Below are 17,634 nucleotides of genomic sequence, written 5' to 3' on the forward strand. Positions count from 1 at the left end.
GCGCTTAAGTGTCCTAGGAGGGCCGGATACGATCTGGCCCCGATGGACACCGAAGCACAGCACGGGGAGCGCGACCGCTCTTCCCGCCCTTCCGCAGTCGAGACGTACTCGGGCCACTCCGGTCACACCCCGGAGGACGGCCCCGAGGAGACCTCGGCCACGGAGGAGCGGGAGGGACGGTCGCGTTTCGTGTTTCCGGCCAGGGCCGCCGACTGGCTCCCCGGCGGGCGGATCACCCTGACGGCGCTGGTCTGCCTGCTGTTCCTGCTGCTGCTCAGCACCTTTGTGATGCAGCCGTTCCAGATTCCCAGCAGCTCCATGGAGCGCGGATTGAGGATCGGGGACCGCGTTCTCGTAAATAAGTTGGCGTACCGTTTTGGTTCTGAGCCGCAGCGCGGTGACGTCGTTGTGTTCGACGGCACTGGCTACTTCGGGAACGCCGACTACATCAAGCGCGTCGTCGGTGTAGGGGGAGACCACGTGGTCTGCTGCGGCATGGAGGGGAGGCTTGAGGTGAACGGCCGGTCGGTCGACGAGTCGTCATTTCTGTACCCGGGGGACAGCCCGTCCGACGTGCCCTTCGACGTCGTCGTGCCCGGCGGCACCCTCTTCGTCCTCGGTGACCACCGAGGCGACTCCAGCGACTCCCGCGACCACCTCGGGTCACCGGGCGGCGGCATGGTCCCGGTGGACGCGGTCATCGGCCGCGCCGAGTGGATCGCCTGGCCGACCGACCACTGGACCCGGCTGACCCGGCCCGACGTCTACGCGCGCGTGCCCGGCGCCCCCGCGGCGCATCAGCGGACCAAGGCGGACGGTGCCCATGGGTAAGCGCGGTAAACCGCGCGGGGCCCCCGTCAGCCCCGCCGAAACCCTGCTGCCCACCGGAACCCGCCGGGCCGGCGGGGCCGCCCGGCCGAGCCGTGTCGAGCGGCGCAAGCTCGCCCGCAAGATCAAGCGGCGCAGGCGCCGTTCGGCCGTCAAGGAGATCCCGCTCCTCATAGGTGTCGCCGTCTTCATAGCCCTGGTGCTGAAGACCTTCCTTGTCCAGGCCTTCGTGATCCCGTCGGGCTCCATGGAGCAGACGATCCAGATCGGCGACCGCGTCCTGGTCGACAAGCTCACCCCGTGGTTCGGCTCCAAGCCGCAGCGCGGTGACGTCGTCGTCTTCGAGGACCCCGGCGGCTGGCTGGAGGGCGAGCAGACGACGCCTCAGCAGGAGGACCCGATCGTCATCAAGCAGGTCAAGCAGGGACTCCAGTTCATCGGCCTGCTTCCGTCGGAGGACGAACGCGACTTGATCAAGCGGGTCGTCGCGGTCGGCGGCGACACCGTCAAGTGCTGTGACACGCAGGGGCGCGTCACCGTCAACGGCATGCCGATCAATGAGTCGTACGTCCACCCCGGAAACCAGCCGTCGACGATCCCGTTCGAGGTGACCGTGCCCCCGGGGCGCCTGTGGGTCATGGGCGACCACCGCGCCAACTCCGCCGACTCGCGCTACCACCGCAGCGAGCAGTACAGCGGTACGGTCTCCGAGGACTCCGTCGTCGGCCGGGCCGTGGTCATCGCCTGGCCCCTCGGCCACTGGGGGCAGCTGGAGGAGACGGACACATATGCGTCCGTGCCGAGCGGGTCGACCACCGCCATGGGTACGTCGCATAGGGTGGCGTCCGCGGATCGATACGGATTGATCCCGCTCCCGAGCCCTGCGGAACTCCCGCTCGTTATGGGAGTGGTGGGCCTGCGCCGGATGCGGCGTGGGCGGCGGTACGGCGTGAGGAGTGGATGTGGGGGATGTGGCGGTCGGCGCACGGTCCGGGCACGGTGGTCCCGAAGAGCCGGAGCGGCCCGACGGAGCGGCTTCCCCGGCCGCGGAGGATGCCGTGAACTCCGAAGGTTCCGAGCGTTCCGGCGGTTCCGGAGGCGCGGACGGTTCCGAGGGCTCAGGGGGCTCCGGGGGTGACTCCCCGGGCTCGACGGACGGCGGGCAGGGGCGGGGGCCCCAGAAGAAGCAGCGGTCCTTCTTGAAGGAGCTGCCGATTCTCATCGGTATCGCTCTGGTGCTCGCGCTGCTGATCAAGACTTTCCTGGTGCAGGCGTTCTCGATTCCCTCGGACTCGATGCAGAACACCCTCCAGCAGGGCGACCGGGTCCTCGTCGACAAGCTCACCCCGTGGTTCGGCTCCGAGCCCGAGCGTGGCGAGGTCGTCGTCTTCCACGACCCCGACAACTGGCTGATCGGCGAGCCCACGCCCGACCCCAACCCCGCACAGCGGGTCCTGACCTGGATCGGCCTGATGCCGTCCGCCGAGGAGAAGGACCTCATCAAGCGGGTCGTCGGCGTCGCGGGCGACACCGTCGAGTGCAACGGCACGGGCCCGCTGAAGGTCAACGGCAAGGCACTGAACGAGCCGCATGTGTACCCGGGGAACACCCCGTGCAGCGTCGACGACCAGGGCGGCCAGTTCAAGGTGACGGTGCCCGAAGGCAAAATCTGGGTCATGGGTGACCACCGGCAGAACTCGCTGGACTCCCGTTACCACCAGAGCGACAAGAACGACGGCTTCGTGCCCGTGGACAACGTCGTGGGCCGCGCCATCGTGATCGCCTGGCCGCCCACGCGCTGGGACACGCTGCCGATTCCCGACACCTTCGACCAGGACCTCAGCGCCGCCGCCCCCGGCGCGCTCGGCCTCGCGGGCGCGGTCCCGCTGGTGCTGTGGCGCCGGCGCCGCCTGCTTACCGGCGGAAACCCGAGGGTTTCTGGCACGGGTACCGCCGGGTAGGGTGCGATCCCAGATCGCCGATCTTCCACGGCCCCGGGGTTTCGGGTCCGGCGGGCCGTGAGATCGATTCTCCGACGCGGGGGAGCACTGGGATGAGCGGGACGACACGTCGTACGGACGAGGGCCACGGACGGCTCGGCAGCACGCTGTCGGGGCTGGCCGTGGCCCTCGGCTGTGTGCTCTTTCTCGGGGGCTTCGCCTGGGGCGTGGTCGTCTACCAGCCGTACACCGTGCCGACCGACTCCATGGCGCCCACCATCACGGCCGGGGAACGGGTCCTCGCCGAGCGGATCGACGGCGGCGAGATCGAGCGCGGTGACGTCGTGGTCTTCCGGCAGGAGAGCTGGGGCGACATGCCCATGGTCAAACGGGTCGTCGCGGTCGGCGGCGACAAGGTCGCCTGCTGCACCGAGGGCAAGCTGACCGTCAACGGCAAGAAGATCGACGAGGCGTATCTGCCCGAGGGCCAGGACGCCGAGGCCATGGGCATCCCCGAGATCACGGTGCCCGAGGGACGGCTGTTCCTCCTCGGTGACGAGCGCAGCGGCTCCCTGGACTCCACGGCCCACCTCACGGAGGCCTTCAACGGCACGGTGGCGCGCAGCGCGGTGGACGCCCGCGTGGACGCCGTCGTCTGGCCCATGGACGGCATGCTGGCCCGCCCCACGGGCTTCGAGACCGTCGGCCCGCTGTCGTCCCCCGGCCCGCTGCGGCTGATCACCATCGCGATCGTGGTGGGCGCGGTGCTCGTCCTGGGCGGGGCGGCGTACGGTCCGGTCGCCAAGCGGGTGGGCAGGCGTGGCAAGCAGCGGACGGAGCTCGCCGGTGCGCGCTGAGGAGCCGCACGGCGTCTCGTACGACGGTGAGCCGAGCGCGTCGTACGGCGGCGGGCCGAGCGCGTCGTACGGCGGCGACGGGGGCCTGCGCAAGGTCGCCCGGGTCATCCTGCTGGACCCCCGGGAGCGCATCCTGCTGCTGCACGGGCACGAGCCGGACGATCCGGCCGACGACTGGTGGTTCACACCCGGCGGCGGCCTGGAGGGCGACGAGACGCGCGAGGAGGCCGCCCTGCGGGAGCTCGCGGAGGAGACCGGAATCACAGATGTCGAGCTCGGCCCGGTGCTGTGGCGGCGGGTGTGCTCCTTCCCGTTCGCCGGGCGCCGCTGGGACCAGGACGAGTGGTACTACCTGGCCCGTACGACCCGGACGGCGACCGCGGCCGCGGGGCTGACGGAGCTGGAACGACGCAGCGTCGCCGGGTCTCGCTGGTGGACGTGCGGGGAACTGGACCGGTCACATGAGACTGTGTATCCGACCAGACTCGCCGAGCTGCTGCGCAGACTGCTCGACGAGGGTCCCCCGGCCAGGCCCGTGGTCCTCGACACCGAAATCGTCTAGAAGCGCACGGGACTGGCGCACAATGGTGGGATCGCACGGCTGAAGGGGAACATGCCATGAGCGCCGAGGACCTCGAAAAGTACGAGACCGAGATGGAGCTGAAGCTCTACCGGGAGTACCGCGATGTCGTCGGTCTGTTCAAATACGTGATCGAGACCGAGCGGCGCTTCTACCTCACCAACGACTACGAGATGCAGGTGCACTCGGTCCAGGGCGAGGTGTTCTTCGAGGTGTCCATGGCGGACGCCTGGGTGTGGGACATGTACCGGCCGGCCCGGTTCGTGAAACAGGTCCGCGTGCTCACGTTCAAGGACGTGAACATCGAGGAGCTGAACAAGAGCGATCTGGAGCTGCCGGGTGGGTGAGCCCGTGCATGGGCAGGGGTGGGGATGGCGATCGCCGACATCGCCGCACTCGTGTGAGTGACGGAGATATCCACAACCGGCCGGTTGTCCACCAAGATCCACCAGCGGACTGATCTGCCCTCATCGTTGGCGCCGGAGGTGGTGCCGACATGAACAAGGCACGAGGCGCACTCGGCAGGTACGGCGAGGAGCTGGCCGCGCGGCGGCTGGCCGAGGCCGGGATGACGGTCCTGGAGCGCAACTGGCGCTGTGGCAGGACCGGTGAGATCGACATCGTGGCCCGCGACGGTGACGCGCTGGTCGTCTGCGAGGTCAAGACCCGCAGGGCGGGCGCGTTCGAACACCCGATGGCGGGCGTGACGACCGCCAAGGCGGAACGCCTGCGCGGCCTGGCCGAACGCTGGCTCCAGGAACACGGAGGCGCACCGCCGGGAGGCGTCCGCATCGACCTCGTCGGGGTTGTCCTGCCCAAGCGCGGCGCGCCCGTCGTCGAGCACGCGCGGGGGGTGGCCTGAATGGGATTCGCCCGTACGTGTTCCGTGGCCCTCGTCGGTGTCGAGGGCGTGGTGGTCGAGGTCCAGGCGGACCTGGAACCCGGGGTCGCGGCCTTCACGCTGGTGGGGCTGCCGGACAAGAGCCTGACGGAGAGCCGGGACCGGGTCAGGGCGGCCGTCGTCAACTCCGGAGCCGAGTGGCCCCAGAAGAAACTGACCGTGGGCCTCAGCCCCGCTTCGGTGCCCAAGGCCGGCAGCGGGTTCGACCTCGCCGTGGCCTGCGCCGTCCTGGGCGCCTCGGAGCGGATCGATCCGGGGGTGCTCTCCGACATCGTGATGATCGGGGAGCTGGGGCTCGACGGCCGGGTGCGTCCGGTGCGCGGCATCCTGCCGGCCGTGCTGGCCGCCGCTGACGTCGGCTACACGCAGGTGGTGGTGCCGGAGTGCTCGGCGGCTGAGGCCTCTCTCGTCCCCGGGGTGTCGGTGCTGGGCGTGCGCAGTCTGCGCCAGCTGATCGCCGTGCTCACGGACGAACCCGTACCGGACGAGGAACCCGACGAAGGCCGTCCGGACCCGCTGACGGCCGGGCTGCGCATGCCGGGCGCGGGCGCGGCCACGGGCATGCACAGCGTGGGGGCCGCGCAGCACGATCAGGGGCACGACCTCGCCGACGTCGTCGGCCAGCTCTCGGCGCGGACCGCGGTGGAAGTCTCCGCGGCCGGCGGACACCACCTGTTCCTGGAAGGACCGCCGGGCGCCGGCAAGACCATGCTCGCCGAGCGGCTGCCGGCCATCCTGCCGCGGCTCACCCGACAGGACTCGCTGGAGGTCACCGCGGTCCACTCGGTCGCCGGACTGCTGCCCGCGGGCAAGCCGCTCGTCGACATCGCGCCCTACTGCGCCCCGCACCACTCGGCCACGATGCAGTCCCTCGTCGGCGGTGGACAGGGCGTCGCACGGCCGGGCGCGGTCTCGCTCGCCCACCGCGGAGTGCTCTTCCTCGACGAAACTCCCGAGTTCAGCAGCCAGGCACTGGACGCGCTGCGCCAGCCCCTGGAGGCGGGGCACGTGGTGATCGCGCGCAGTTCGGGCGTCGTGCGGTTCCCGGCGCGGTTCCTGATGGTGCTCGCCGCCAATCCCTGTCCGTGTGGGCGTTTCTCGCAGCGGGACGACCTGTGCGAGTGCTCACCCGCCATGGTCCGCCGCTATCAGGCCCGGCTCTCCGGTCCGCTGCTCGACCGTGTCGACCTCAGGGTCGAGGTGGACCGTGTCACGCGTTCCGAGCTGACGGAGCGCGGGGCGCGGGGCGACTCCACGGCGACGGTCGCCGATCGGGTGCGGGCGGCCAGGGAGCGGGCGGCCGCGAGGCTGGCGGGCACTCCATGGCGGACCAACAGCGAGGTGCCGGGGCGTGAGCTGCGCAGCCGGTGGCACGCGGCGCCGGGAGCGATGGACGACGCCGAGCGGGGCCTGGAACGGGGCGTGCTCACGGCACGGGGGCTGGACCGCGTCCTGCGGGTCGCCTGGACCGTCGCCGACCTCGTGGGCCACGAACGCCCCGACGCGGGCGACGTCGGCCTGGCCCTGCAACTGCGGACCGGGGTTCCGCGCGGGGTGCCGATGGCGATCGGGGCACTGTCATGAGGCCCCGCGTCGGCACGGTGAGGGGAGGGCGGCCGTGACCCAGGGCGGGGTGCCGGAGACCGAGCGGCTCGACCGGGTCTTCCTCGCCCGAGTCGTCGAACCCGGGGACGAACTAGGCGGGCGCTGGCTGCGGGAGCTCGGCGCCCGGGAGGTCGTACGGCGGCTCACCGGTGGCGGGAAGCCGCTGCCGGGGGCGTCGGAGAAGCGCTGGGCGGGGCTGCGCGCCCGCGCCGAACGGGCCGAGCCGCAGCGGGACCTGGCACGGGCGCGGGCAGCGGGGGCGAGGTTCGTGGTGCCCGGCGACCCGGAGTGGCCCGCTCAGCTGGACGACCTGGAAGACGCCCGGCCGACCGGGCTGTGGGTACGGGGACGGGCCGGCCTGCGGATGTGGGCCCTGCGGTCGGTGGCCGTGGTCGGGGCGCGGGCCTGTACGGAGTACGGGGCTCACATGGCGGCCGTGCTGGGCGCCGGACTCGCCGAGCGGGGATGGGTCGTCGTGTCCGGCGGTGCCTACGGAGTCGACGGTGCCGCCCATCGCGGGGCGCTCGGGGCCGACGGGGCGACCGTCGCCGTGCTGGCCTGCGGGGTGGACCGGCCGTATCCGCGGGGGCACACCGAGCTGATCAGGCGTATCGCGGAACAGGGGCTCGTGGTGGGGGAGCTGCCACCCGGGGACCATCCGACACCCAGCAGGTTCGTCCTGCGGAACCGGGTCATCGCCGCACTGACGCGAGGCACCGTGGTCGTCGAGGCGGCCCACCGCAGCGGGGCCCTCGCCACGGCCCGGGCCGCGCAACGGATGGGGCGGTACACGATAGGAGTGCCCGGGCCGGCGACCAGTGGTCTGTCGGCGGGAGTGCACGAACTGCTGCGCGGGGACGCCGAGCTGGTGACCGACGCCGCCGAAGTCGCCGAACTGGTGGGTGACATCGGGGAGCTGGCACCGGACCGGCTCGGGCCGGTGCTGCCCCGCGATCTGCTCGACCCCGACGCCAGACACGTACTCGCCGCGCTCCCCGGGCGCGGGACGGCCACAGGCGACGAGATCGCCCGCGGCGCGGGCACGAGCGTCGACGACGCGGTCGGGAGACTGTACGAACTCCGAGCACTTGGTTACGTCGAACGACATGGCGACGGCTGGAAGTTGACACGCCAGGCGATGATCTCCGTCTCGCCGGATGGGAGGCGATGCTGACCGAGCGTGTTCGGCCGTCCGGGGGAAAGCCGATGGCCTTGGGAATTCCCGCAGTTGGCACCTCTGGACGGTCACGCACAGCGACCGGCATGACCGGGAGGAGCGCCCCGCAGAACGTATCCGCGTACGAGCGATCCCCCGCCCTTCGCGCACTGCGACGCTCCAGTCACGCTACGCTCACGAGGATTCCGAGGCAGACAGGCAACTCGGCATCAGACCGACAGCTCACCCAGGCACCACCAGTTCACGGCAGAACGGCACAAGGCGACGAATGCCCCAGCACACCTCCGGGTCGGACCGGGCGGCAGTTCCCCCCGCCGCTCGCGGCAGCGTGCGCCCGCCCGCCCCCTCGACGCTCGACGAGCTGTGGCGGTCGTACAAGACGACGGGCGACGAGCGGCTGCGCGAGCAGCTGATCCTGCACTACTCGCCCCTGGTCAAGTACGTCGCGGGCCGGGTCAGCGTGGGTCTGCCGGCCAATGTCGAGCAGGCGGACTTCGTCTCGTCGGGGGTGTTCGGGCTCATCGACGCGATCGAGAAGTTCGACATCGACCGGGAGATCAAGTTCGAGACGTACGCGATCACCCGGATCCGGGGCGCGATGATCGACGAACTGCGGGCGCTGGACTGGATTCCGCGGTCCGTACGGCAGAAGGCGCGCAACGTCGAGCGGGCGTACGCGACGCTGGAGGCGCGGCTGCGGCGCACCCCGACGGAGGGGGAGGTGGCCGCCGAGATGGGGATCGCGGTGGACGACCTCCACGCCGTCTTCAGCCAGCTGTCGCTGGCGAACGTGGTGGCGCTGGAGGAACTGCTGCACGTCGGCGGCGAGGGCGGCGACCGGCTGAGCCTGATGGACACGCTGGAGGACACCGCCGCGGACAATCCCGTGGAGGTCGCCGAGGACCGGGAGCTGCGGCGGTTTCTCGCGCGGGCGATCAACACGCTGCCCGAGCGGGAGAAGACCGTCGTCACGCTGTACTACTACGAGGGGCTCACGCTCGCGGAGATCGGCAATGTGCTCGGGGTGACCGAGAGCCGGGTGAGCCAGATCCACACCAAGTCCGTGCTCCAGCTGCGGGCGAAGCTGGCGAGTTTCGGTCGTTGACCTGGCTGGACGGCAACCGGTCGGGGGAAGCGGCTCCCCAGGTCAGCGGTCCGTCCGTACAGTGGATGCGTGCCAAGGATTCGAGCGGCCTCCGTGGCCGAGCACCGGTCGATGCAGCGAGCCGCCCTGCTGGACGCGGCCCGGTCCCTGCTGTCCGAGGGCGGGACGGAGGCGCTGACCTTCCCGGCCCTCGCCGAGCGGACGGGGCTGGCGCGGTCGTCCGTGTACGAGTACTTCCGTTCGCGGGCCGCCGTCGTCGAAGAGCTCTGCGAGGTCGACTTTCCCGTCTGGGCGGCCGAGGTCGAGGCCGCGATGGCCCTCGCGGAGAGCCCCGAGGGCAAGGTCGAAGCGTATGTGCGGCAGCAGCTCGCGCTGGTCGGGGACCGGCGGCACCGGGCCGTGGTCGCCATCTCCGCGAGTGAGCTCGATACGGGGGCGCGCGAGAAGATCCGCGCGACGCACGGTGGCCTGATCGCGATGATCGTCGAGGCGTTGGCCGCCATGGGGCACGCTGAGCCGCGGCTGGCCGCGATGTTGCTCCAGGGGGTTGTCGACGCGGCTGTCCGGCGGATCGAGCTCGGTGCGGCGGAGGAACCCTCGGCGATCACTGAGGCGGCGGTTGCGATGGCTCTGCGGGGGGTTCGAGGCTGAGGTCCTGTCCTTCGATGCCCTTCACTGGGGCTGAGCTCGGGGGTTGGGACGCTTACCGGCGCTTGCCGGGTGCCGCTCTCTTTGGGATGGGCGTCGCCCCAGCGGCACGATTGCCCGCAGCCAAGCAGGCTCGGCAGCCGTAGCCGCGCCGGCCACGGCTCGCAGATACCGCCCGCGGTCATTCGGGCACCCCGATCACCGGCAGCAGCCTCGACGGACCCCTTCGCAGCAGCCAGGGCGGTAGCAGTGACAGTGGGTCCAGGTAGGTCTCGGCTCTGAGCAGGCCCCAGTGGAGGCATGGCGTCGGGTGGCAGTGGGACGGGGTGGGTTCGAGGGTGCCCAGGGGGTCGCCCGCGGCGACCGTGTCGCCCTTGTGGACCGAGGGCTGGACGGGTTGGTACGTCGTCCGTAGGGGTGGGGCTCCGGTGCCCGTCAGTTCGACCGAGACGACGCCTCGGCCCGCGACCCTGCCCGCGAAGGACACCCGCCCCGCGGCGACGGCTCGCACTGGTGTGCCCGGGGCCGCGGCAAGGTCCACGCCCCGGTGGCCCCGCCCGTACGGCGTGGCCGGCGGCTCCCAGCCGCGTACGACCAAGGGGCGCAGGCCGACGGGCCAGGTCCGCCCGATGGCAGGAACCGTCGCCTCGGACGTCGGCGGGCCCGGCGGTGCACCCGGCTCGCCCGGTGTGCCGGTGCCGGGCCGCGCGTCCGGCCCGGGTGGTTCCGTCGCCTCTCGCGGTACGGCCGTCGCCGATGGCGTGGCCGGAAGGGCTGCCCCCAAGAGGGTGACCGCCAGGCCCAGCAGCACCGCCAGCCCCGTACGTACACGTCGTTTTGTCTGCCAGTCAGTTCGCCAGTGAGGTCGCTGGTGAGATCGCCTCCGAGTCATGGCAGAACCGTGCCGCAGCTCGGTCGATCATGGCCGGGATCTGTGGAGTACCGGTCGGTTGTGGATATCGGCGTCACCCGGCCCCTCGCCGGTCCCGTACACTTCTTGTGGCGATCCGGGTCACCGGGTCGACTTCGCACGCCCCGACACAAGGCCAGTACAGGCCGGTGTCAGCGCCTCTCGGTCCTTTGCGGCACGGCGCACGTGGGCGTCAGGCGCGGGCGCTATCCGGCATCCGCGGCACAACCGAGAAATTCAAGGAGAACGGCCATGGCCGTCGTCACGATGCGGGAGCTGCTGGAAAGCGGCGTCCACTTCGGTCACCAGACCCGTCGCTGGAACCCGAAGATGAAGCGCTTCATCTTCACCGAGCGCAACGGCATCTACATCATCGACCTGCTCCAGTCGCTGTCGTACATCGACCGCGCCTACGAGTTCGTCAAGGAGACCGTCGCCCACGGCGGCACGGTCATGTTCGTCGGTACGAAGAAGCAGGCGCAGGAGGCCATCGCTGAGCAGGCCACCCGCGTCGGCATGCCCTACGTCAACCAGCGCTGGCTGGGCGGCATGCTCACCAACTTCTCGACCGTCTACAAGCGTCTGCAGCGCCTCAAGGAGCTGGAGCAGATCGACTTCGAGGACGTCGCGGCCTCCGGTCTGACCAAGAAGGAGCTCCTGGTCCTCTCGCGTGAGAAGGCCAAGCTGGAGAAGACCCTCGGTGGTATCCGCGAGATGCAGAAGGTGCCCAGCGCCGTCTGGATCGTGGACACCAAGAAGGAGCACATCGCGGTCGGCGAGGCCCGGAAGCTCAACATCCCGGTCGTCGCCATCCTCGACACCAACTGCGACCCCGACGAGGTCGACTACAAGATCCCGGGCAACGACGACGCGATCCGCTCCGTCACCCTGCTCACCCGCGTGATCGCCGACGCCGTCGCCGAGGGCCTCATCGCCCGCTCCGGCGTCGCCGCCGAGGCGAAGGGCGAGAAGGCCGCGGGCGAGCCGCTCGCCGAGTGGGAGCGCGACCTGCTCGAGGGCGAGAAGAAGGCTGACGAGGCCGAGAAGCCGGCTGAGGCCGCCGCCGAGGCCCCGGCTGCTCCGGCTGCCGAGGCCCCGGCTGCCGACGCTCCGGCCGCCGATGCCGCCGAGCAGGCCTGACACCGGCCGTACGGCTGAGGTGACGGCGGGCGGCGCCGAGCGCGCCACCCGCCGTTCACCCGTAGCCCCCAGATCTTCGTAGCCCGTAGATCTTTGGTGGACGCCCGCCAAGCCGCGGCGGACGCCGACTTCGAGACTTCGAACTCCGAGAAGAGATTCACAGATCATGGCGAACTACACCGCCGCCGACGTCAAGAAGCTCCGTGAGCTCACCGGCGCCGGCATGATGGACTGCAAGAAGGCGCTGGACGAGGCCGACGGCAACGTCGAGAAGGCCGTCGAGGCGCTCCGCATCAAGGGCCAGAAGGGCGTCGCCAAGCGCGAGGGCCGTTCCGCCGAGAACGGTGCCGTCGTCTCGATCATCGCCGACGACAACTCCTCCGGTGTCCTCGTCGAGCTGAAGTGCGAGACGGACTTCGTCGCCAAGGGTGACAAGTTCCAGGCCGCGGCCAAGGCCATCGCCGAGCACGTCGCCAAGTCCTCCCCGGCCGACCTTGAGGCCCTGCTCGCCTCCGAGATCGAGCCCGGCAAGACCGTCCAGGCGTTCGTGGACGAGGCCAACGCCAACCTGGGCGAGAAGATCGTCCTGGACCGCTTCGCGCAGTTCGCCGACGGCTTCGTGACGGCGTACATGCACCGCACCATGCCCGACCTGCCGCCGCAGATCGGTGTCCTCGTCGAGTTCGACAAGCCGAACGCCGAGGTCGCCAAGGGCATCGCGCAGCACATCGCCGCCTTCGCGCCGAAGTACCTCTCCAAGGAGGACGTCCCGGCCGACGTCGTCGAGTCCGAGCGCCGTGTCGCCGAGGAGACCACCCGCGCCGAGGGCAAGCCTGAGGCCGCCCTGCCGAAGATCGTCGAGGGTCGCCTCAACGGCTTCTTCAAGGACGCCACGCTGCTCGGTCAGCCGTACGCGCTCGACAACAAGAAGTCCGTCCAGAAGGTTCTGGACGAGGCCGGTGTCACCCTGAAGCGCTTCACGCGCATCAAGGTCGGCATCTGAGTCCGTACCGCGATCGACGCGCGACCCGGTTAGGGTCGAAGCAGTCGTCCGCGTACGACGCCACGCGCGCGCGTGGCGGACGACAGCAGATCTGACGAGGAGGCCATTGCCGCGCATGGGATGCAAACCACCCACCGGCAATGGCCTTCTTCGTATGTGTGAAACGTAAAAGAGGCGAGATCTCCATGACGACCAAGGCCCAGAAGAGCGACGACGGCAAAGTACACGGCCGGTTTCTGCTGAAGCTGTCCGGAGAGGCCTTCTCCGGTGGCGGGGGCCTGGGCGTCGACCCCGATGTGGTGCACAAGATCGCCCGCGAGATCGCGGCCGTCGTGCGCGACGGCGCGCAGGTCGCGGTCGTCATCGGCGGCGGCAACTTCTTCCGCGGCGCCGAACTGCAGGTACGCGGCATGGACCGGGCCCGGTCGGACTACATGGGCATGCTCGGCACGGTCATGAACTGCCTCGCCCTCCAGGACTTCCTGGAGAAGGAGGGGATCGACAGCCGGGTCCAGACCGCCATCACCATGGGCCAGGTCGCCGAGCCGTACATCCCGCTGCGCGCCGTACGCCACCTGGAGAAGGGCCGTGTGGTCATCTTCGGCGCCGGGATGGGCATGCCGTACTTCTCCACCGACACCACCGCCGCCCAGCGTGCTCTGGAGATCGACGCCGAGGCCCTGCTGATGGGCAAGAACGGCGTGGACGGGGTCTACGACTCCGACCCCAAGACCAACCCCGAGGCCGTCAAGTTCGACTCCCTCAGCTACGGCGAGGTCATCACCCGCGACCTCAAGGTCGCCGACATGACCGCCATCACCCTGTGCCGCGACAACAAGCTCCCGATCCTCGTCTTCGAGCTTCTGGCCGAGGGCAATATCGCGCGGGCCGTCAAGGGTGAGAAGATCGGCACACTCGTGGGTGATCAGGGCAGCCGGGCCTGACGGGGGACGGACCCTGACCGGGGGATGGACAATGTCCTGCCGGTCGGGAACCGTGCAGGAATAAGACGCGACGCAGCCGGCCGCCGACCTGAACAGTGAACAGCAGCCGGGCCTACTCAAGACACGCAGGAGCAAGTGGTGATCGAAGAGACCCTCCTCGAAGCCGAGGAGAAGATGGAGAAGGCCGTCGTGGTCGCCAAGGAGGACTTCGCCGCGATCCGCACCGGTCGTGCGCACCCGGCGATGTTCAACAAGATCGTGGCCGACTACTACGGTGCACTGACGCCGATCAACCAGCTGGCCTCGTTCTCGGTGCCGGAGCCGCGCATGGCCGTGGTGACCCCGTTCGACAAGAGCGCGCTGCGCAATATCGAGCAGGCGATCCGCGACTCCGACCTGGGCGTCAACCCGAGCAACGACGGAAACATCATCCGGGTGGTGTTCCCCGAGCTCACCGAAGAGCGCCGCCGTGACTACATCAAGGTCGCCAAGACCAAGGCCGAGGACGCCAAGGTCTCCATCCGCTCGGTGCGCCGCAAGGCCAAGGACGCCATCGACAAGATGATCAAGGATGGCGAGGTCGGCGAGGACGAGGGCCGCCGTGCGGAGAAGGAGCTCGACGACACCACCGCGAAGTACGTCGCCCAGGTGGACGAGCTGCTCAAGCACAAGGAAGCGGAGCTTCTCGAAGTCTGATGAACGACTCTTCCTGGGGGGCGCCGCCACAAACCGGGTACTGGGACCCGTCCGACCAGGGGCCCGTCCAGGGGGCTGCCCCCGCGGGTCCGGCGTACGATGCGCCCGTGGACCGGCGTCCATTGGAAACCCAGCCCATGCCCATCGTGCCCGACGTACCCGCGCATGGCGGAGACCAGGATGACGACCGGGGGGCCGCTCGGCTGAGCGGCCCCCTGTTCCGAGACGAGACACCGCCGGCGCGGTCACACCGGGCCGCGTCGCAGAAGACGGAGCCCATGCCCGACGCCCCGCAGCCCGCCCCGCAGAAGAAGAGCGCGGGCCGTGACCTGGGCGCGGCCATAGGTGTCGGTGTCGGGCTCGGTGCGGTGATCACCGCGTCGTTGTTCATCGTCAAGGCCGCCTTCGTCGGCGTGATAGCGGTCGCCGTGGTGGTGGGCCTGTGGGAGCTCACGTCGCGGCTGCAGGAGCGCAAGTCCATCAGGGCGCCCCTCGTACCGCTCGCGGTCGGCGGCGCCGCGATGGTCGTCGCCGGGTATGTGCGGGGCGCCGAGGGCGCGTGGGTGGCGATGGCGCTCACCGCGCTCGCGGTCCTGGTCTGGCGCATGACAGAGCCACCGGAGGGCTACCTCAGAGACGTCACGGCAGGCGTCTTCGCGGCTTTCTACGTGCCGTTCCTGGCCACGTTCGTCGCGATGATGCTCACGGCCGACGACGGCCACCGGCGGGTCCTCACGTTCCTGCTGCTGACGGTCGTCAGCGACACGGGCGCGTACGCCGTCGGCTGGCGCTTCGGCACGCACAAGCTCGCCCCGCGCATCAGCCCCGGCAAGACCCGCGAGGGGCTGCTCGGCGCGATCACCTTCGCCATGGCGGCGGGCGCCCTGAGCATGGAGTTCCTGATCGACGACGGCACCTGGTGGCAGGGTCTCCTGCTCGGCCTCGCCGTCGCCGCCAGCGCTACGCTGGGCGACCTCGGCGAGTCCATGATCAAGCGGGACCTCGGCATCAAGGACATGGGCACGCTGCTGCCGGGGCACGGGGGAATCATGGATCGGCTGGATTCGCTGCTGCCTACGGCGCCGGTGGTGTGGTTGTTGTTCGTCGTTTTCGTGGGGTCCGGGTGACCGCGGCCCTGTCGTGAACCCGAGGAGCCCTCGTTCCCGTGACGGGACGGGGGCTTCTGTCGATGGCGGCCCGGCCGACCCGGTGGGACGATTTGGGTGTACGCCCTCAAAGGGAGTTCACCATGTCCACCATTCGAGAATCGATCGATGTCGACCGCAGCCCCGAAGACGTCTACGCGTACCTCGTCGACCCCTCCCACCTGCCCGAATGGCAGCTGAGCGCGATCGACGCGGAGCGGCTCGACGAGGGGCCGGTGCACGCCGGCTCCCGCGTCCGGGTCACCCGGCGCGTCGGCCGCCGCGAGCTGCCGATGACCATGGAGGTCACCGAGGATCACCCGCCGCACAGCTGGGACCTGCAAGGTGTCGACGGTCCCGTGAGGGGACACGTCCACGGTGAGATCGAGCCGCTCGACCAGGGCCGGCGCTCACGGGTGACACTGGCAGTCGACTTCGAAGGACACGGCATCGGCAAGCTCCTCGTGCCTCTCGTCGTCCGCCCCCAGGTCCGCAAGGAGCTGCCGCGCAACGAGCGGACACTCAAGGACCGGCTGGAGCGCAGCGTCGCGTAGATCGTCTTTCTCCTCTGGCTCACCCACTCGCACTGGTCGGCGGGCGGGTGAGCCGGGCCGGTCTGTTCATGGGCCAGGTCCGTGATCTTCGGCGACTGGGGTTGACAGACAGCAGGTACCCTGGGAGGGCTCGTGGCGTCCGGCTGCGGGCCCTTTCGTTCGTCCCCGCCCACGCGGGGGTTGTCCCGTGAGGTCTCCTGGCTTCGGCATTGCCCAGCCGTTGTCCCCGCCCACGCGGGGTGCCAGGCCCCGTCGTTATGAGGAGTTGCCCGACCGTGGCACGTCCAGCCCCCGGCGAGCTCGCTTTCGTCGCGCCCCGCGGAGCCAAGAAACCTCCCCGGCACCTCGCCGACCTCACGCCCGCCGAGCGGAAGGAGGCGGTGGCCGCGGTCGGGGAGAAGCCGTTTCGTGCGAAGCAGTTGTCGCAGCACTACTTCGCGCGGTACGCGCACGCCCCTGAGCAGTGGACGGACATCCCCGCCGGTTCGCGCGCCAAGCTGCAGGAGGCGCTGCTTCCGGAGCTGATGACGGTCGTACGGCATCTGTCGACCGACGCGGACACCACCCGCAAGACGCTGTGGCGGCTGTTCGACGGGACGCTCGTCGAGTCGGTGCTCATGCGGTACCCGGACCGGGTGACGATGTGCATCAGCTCGCAGGCGGGGTGCGGGATGAACTGTCCCTTCTGCGCGACGGGGCAGGCGGGGCTGGACCGGAATCTGTCCACCGCCGAGATCGTGCACCAGATCGTGGACGGGATGCGGGCACTGAGGGATGGGGAGATCCCGGGCGGTCCGGCGCGGCTCTCCAACATCGTGTTCATGGGCATGGGTGAGCCGCTCGCCAACTACAACCGGGTCGTCGGTGCCATCCGCCGGCTCACCGACTCCGAGCCGGACGGCCTCGGTCTGTCGCAGCGCGGGATCACCGTGTCGACGGTCGGGCTGGTCCCGGCCATCCACCGGTTCGCCGACGAGGGCTTCAAATGCCGGCTCGCGATCTCCCTGCACGCGCCGGACGACGAGCTGCGCGACACCCTCGTACCGGTCAACACGCGGTGGAAGGTGCGGGAAGTCCTCGACGCCGGGTGGGAGTACGCGGCCAGGTCCGGGCGGCGGCTGTCCATCGAGTACGCGCTGATCCGGGACATCAACGACCAGGCATGGCGCGGTGACCGGCTCGGGCGGCTGCTCAAGGGCAGGCCCGTGCATGTGAACCTGATCCCGCTGAACCCGACGCCGGGCTCGAAGTGGACCGCCTCGCGGCCCGAGGACGAGAAGGCGTTCGTCGAGGCGATCGCCGCGCACGGTGTGCCGGTGACGATCCGGGACACCCGTGGTCAGGAGATCGACGGGGCGTGCGGGCAGCTCGCGGCCACCGAACGGTAGTCTGACCCGCGTCAGTACGACGTCATGGCCGTACAACTGCATAGCAACTTCATATTCCGGTCATCTTCATCATCCGACAGGGGAGCGCCACAGCGCTGAGAGTGCGGGACAGCCCGCAGACCCTCTGAACCTCGCCCAGGTCATTCTGGGTAGGAAGTTCGGTCACCACTCAAGCTGTTGCGCCCTGCCCGGGAGCCGACGGAAACCCCTTCC

General features: G+C 70.0%; 19 protein-coding genes. 18 read left to right on the forward strand and 1 reads right to left on the reverse strand.

Translation table 11 applies throughout. The annotated features are described in order from the left end of the window. Window positions 1-42: 42 nt before the first annotated feature. The 11 genes from lepB (ACWD3C_RS06445) to ACWD3C_RS06495 all read left to right on the forward strand — a co-directional run bounded on the left by lepB (ACWD3C_RS06445) (window position 43) and on the right by ACWD3C_RS06495 (window position 9,644). Complete coding sequence (gene lepB / locus ACWD3C_RS06445) at window positions 43-831, forward strand: signal peptidase I (protein ID WP_451140693.1); 789 nt, start codon at window positions 43-45, stop codon at window positions 829-831. Further along, the gene (gene lepB / locus ACWD3C_RS06450) at window positions 824-1,966 is read left to right on the forward strand and encodes a signal peptidase I (protein WP_451140695.1); all 1,143 of its coding nucleotides are present in this window, start codon (window positions 824-826) and stop codon (window positions 1,964-1,966) included. The genes lepB (ACWD3C_RS06445) and lepB (ACWD3C_RS06450) overlap by 8 nt, the downstream gene beginning before the upstream one ends. Continuing rightward, window positions 1,887-2,789: a signal peptidase I gene (lepB, locus tag ACWD3C_RS06455; RefSeq protein WP_451140697.1), complete on the forward strand. Its 903-nt coding sequence runs from the start codon at window positions 1,887-1,889 to the stop codon at window positions 2,787-2,789. The genes lepB (ACWD3C_RS06450) and lepB (ACWD3C_RS06455) overlap by 80 nt, the downstream gene beginning before the upstream one ends. Window positions 2,790-2,881: 92 nt before the next feature. Beyond that, window positions 2,882-3,625 (forward strand): signal peptidase I, encoded by a 744-nt coding sequence (lepB, locus tag ACWD3C_RS06460; protein WP_451140699.1) that lies wholly within the window; start codon window positions 2,882-2,884, stop codon window positions 3,623-3,625. A gap of 85 nt (window positions 3,626-3,710) precedes the next feature. Further along, window positions 3,711-4,187 (forward strand): NUDIX hydrolase, encoded by a 477-nt coding sequence (locus tag ACWD3C_RS06465; RefSeq protein ID WP_451140779.1) that lies wholly within the window; start codon window positions 3,711-3,713, stop codon window positions 4,185-4,187. Window positions 4,188-4,243: 56 nt separating this feature from the next. Next, entirely contained in the window at window positions 4,244-4,552 is a 309-nt protein-coding gene (locus ACWD3C_RS06470; RefSeq protein ID WP_003965949.1) for a DUF2469 domain-containing protein, read from the forward strand. 149 nt (window positions 4,553-4,701) lie between these two features. Continuing rightward, a complete protein-coding gene (locus ACWD3C_RS06475; protein ID WP_451140701.1) occupies window positions 4,702-5,067 on the forward strand; it encodes a YraN family protein in 366 nt (121 codons plus the stop codon). Further along, window positions 5,068-6,690 (forward strand): YifB family Mg chelatase-like AAA ATPase, encoded by a 1,623-nt coding sequence (locus tag ACWD3C_RS06480; protein ID WP_451140703.1) that lies wholly within the window; start codon window positions 5,068-5,070, stop codon window positions 6,688-6,690. A gap of 34 nt (window positions 6,691-6,724) precedes the next feature. Continuing rightward, entirely contained in the window at window positions 6,725-7,885 is a 1,161-nt protein-coding gene (gene dprA / locus ACWD3C_RS06485; RefSeq protein WP_451140705.1) for a DNA-processing protein DprA, read from the forward strand. A gap of 271 nt (window positions 7,886-8,156) precedes the next feature. Then, entirely contained in the window at window positions 8,157-8,993 is an 837-nt protein-coding gene (gene whiG / locus ACWD3C_RS06490) for an RNA polymerase sigma factor WhiG (RefSeq protein WP_451140707.1), read from the forward strand. A gap of 93 nt (window positions 8,994-9,086) precedes the next feature. Continuing rightward, window positions 9,087-9,644: a TetR/AcrR family transcriptional regulator gene (locus ACWD3C_RS06495; RefSeq protein WP_451140781.1), complete on the forward strand. Its 558-nt coding sequence runs from the start codon at window positions 9,087-9,089 to the stop codon at window positions 9,642-9,644. Between the two features lie 178 nt (window positions 9,645-9,822). Here ACWD3C_RS06495 and ACWD3C_RS06500 read toward each other — a convergent pair whose 3' ends face one another. Then, the gene (locus ACWD3C_RS06500) at window positions 9,823-10,452 is read right to left on the reverse strand and encodes a murein hydrolase activator EnvC family protein (protein ID WP_451140709.1); all 630 of its coding nucleotides are present in this window, start codon (window positions 10,450-10,452) and stop codon (window positions 9,823-9,825) included. A 351-nt stretch (window positions 10,453-10,803) separates the two neighbouring features. Between ACWD3C_RS06500 and rpsB the strand changes: the two genes are divergently transcribed. The 7 genes from rpsB to rlmN all read left to right on the forward strand — a co-directional run bounded on the left by rpsB (window position 10,804) and on the right by rlmN (window position 17,421). After that, a complete protein-coding gene (rpsB, locus tag ACWD3C_RS06505) occupies window positions 10,804-11,691 on the forward strand; it encodes a 30S ribosomal protein S2 (protein WP_451140711.1) in 888 nt (295 codons plus the stop codon). Window positions 11,692-11,857: 166 nt separating this feature from the next. Beyond that, window positions 11,858-12,694, forward strand: a complete 837-nt coding sequence (tsf, locus tag ACWD3C_RS06510) for a translation elongation factor Ts (protein ID WP_451140713.1) — start codon at window positions 11,858-11,860, stop codon at window positions 12,692-12,694. Between the two features lie 185 nt (window positions 12,695-12,879). Further along, window positions 12,880-13,638, forward strand: coding sequence for a UMP kinase (gene pyrH, locus ACWD3C_RS06515; RefSeq protein WP_451140715.1), 759 nt, complete (start codon window positions 12,880-12,882; stop codon window positions 13,636-13,638). A gap of 138 nt (window positions 13,639-13,776) precedes the next feature. Beyond that, the gene (gene frr, locus ACWD3C_RS06520) at window positions 13,777-14,334 is read left to right on the forward strand and encodes a ribosome recycling factor (RefSeq protein WP_451140717.1); all 558 of its coding nucleotides are present in this window, start codon (window positions 13,777-13,779) and stop codon (window positions 14,332-14,334) included. Continuing rightward, complete coding sequence (locus ACWD3C_RS06525; RefSeq protein ID WP_451140719.1) at window positions 14,334-15,461, forward strand: phosphatidate cytidylyltransferase; 1,128 nt, start codon at window positions 14,334-14,336, stop codon at window positions 15,459-15,461. Before frr ends, ACWD3C_RS06525 begins: the two co-directional genes overlap by 1 nt. 122 nt (window positions 15,462-15,583) lie before the next feature. Further along, window positions 15,584-16,033 (forward strand): SRPBCC family protein, encoded by a 450-nt coding sequence (locus ACWD3C_RS06530; RefSeq protein WP_451140721.1) that lies wholly within the window; start codon window positions 15,584-15,586, stop codon window positions 16,031-16,033. Window positions 16,034-16,290: 257 nt separating this feature from the next. Further along, window positions 16,291-17,421 (forward strand): 23S rRNA (adenine(2503)-C(2))-methyltransferase RlmN, encoded by a 1,131-nt coding sequence (rlmN, locus tag ACWD3C_RS06535; RefSeq protein WP_451140723.1) that lies wholly within the window; start codon window positions 16,291-16,293, stop codon window positions 17,419-17,421. Window positions 17,422-17,634: the final 213 nt, after the last annotated feature.

The organism is Streptomyces sp. NPDC002845 (genome assembly GCF_053591955.1).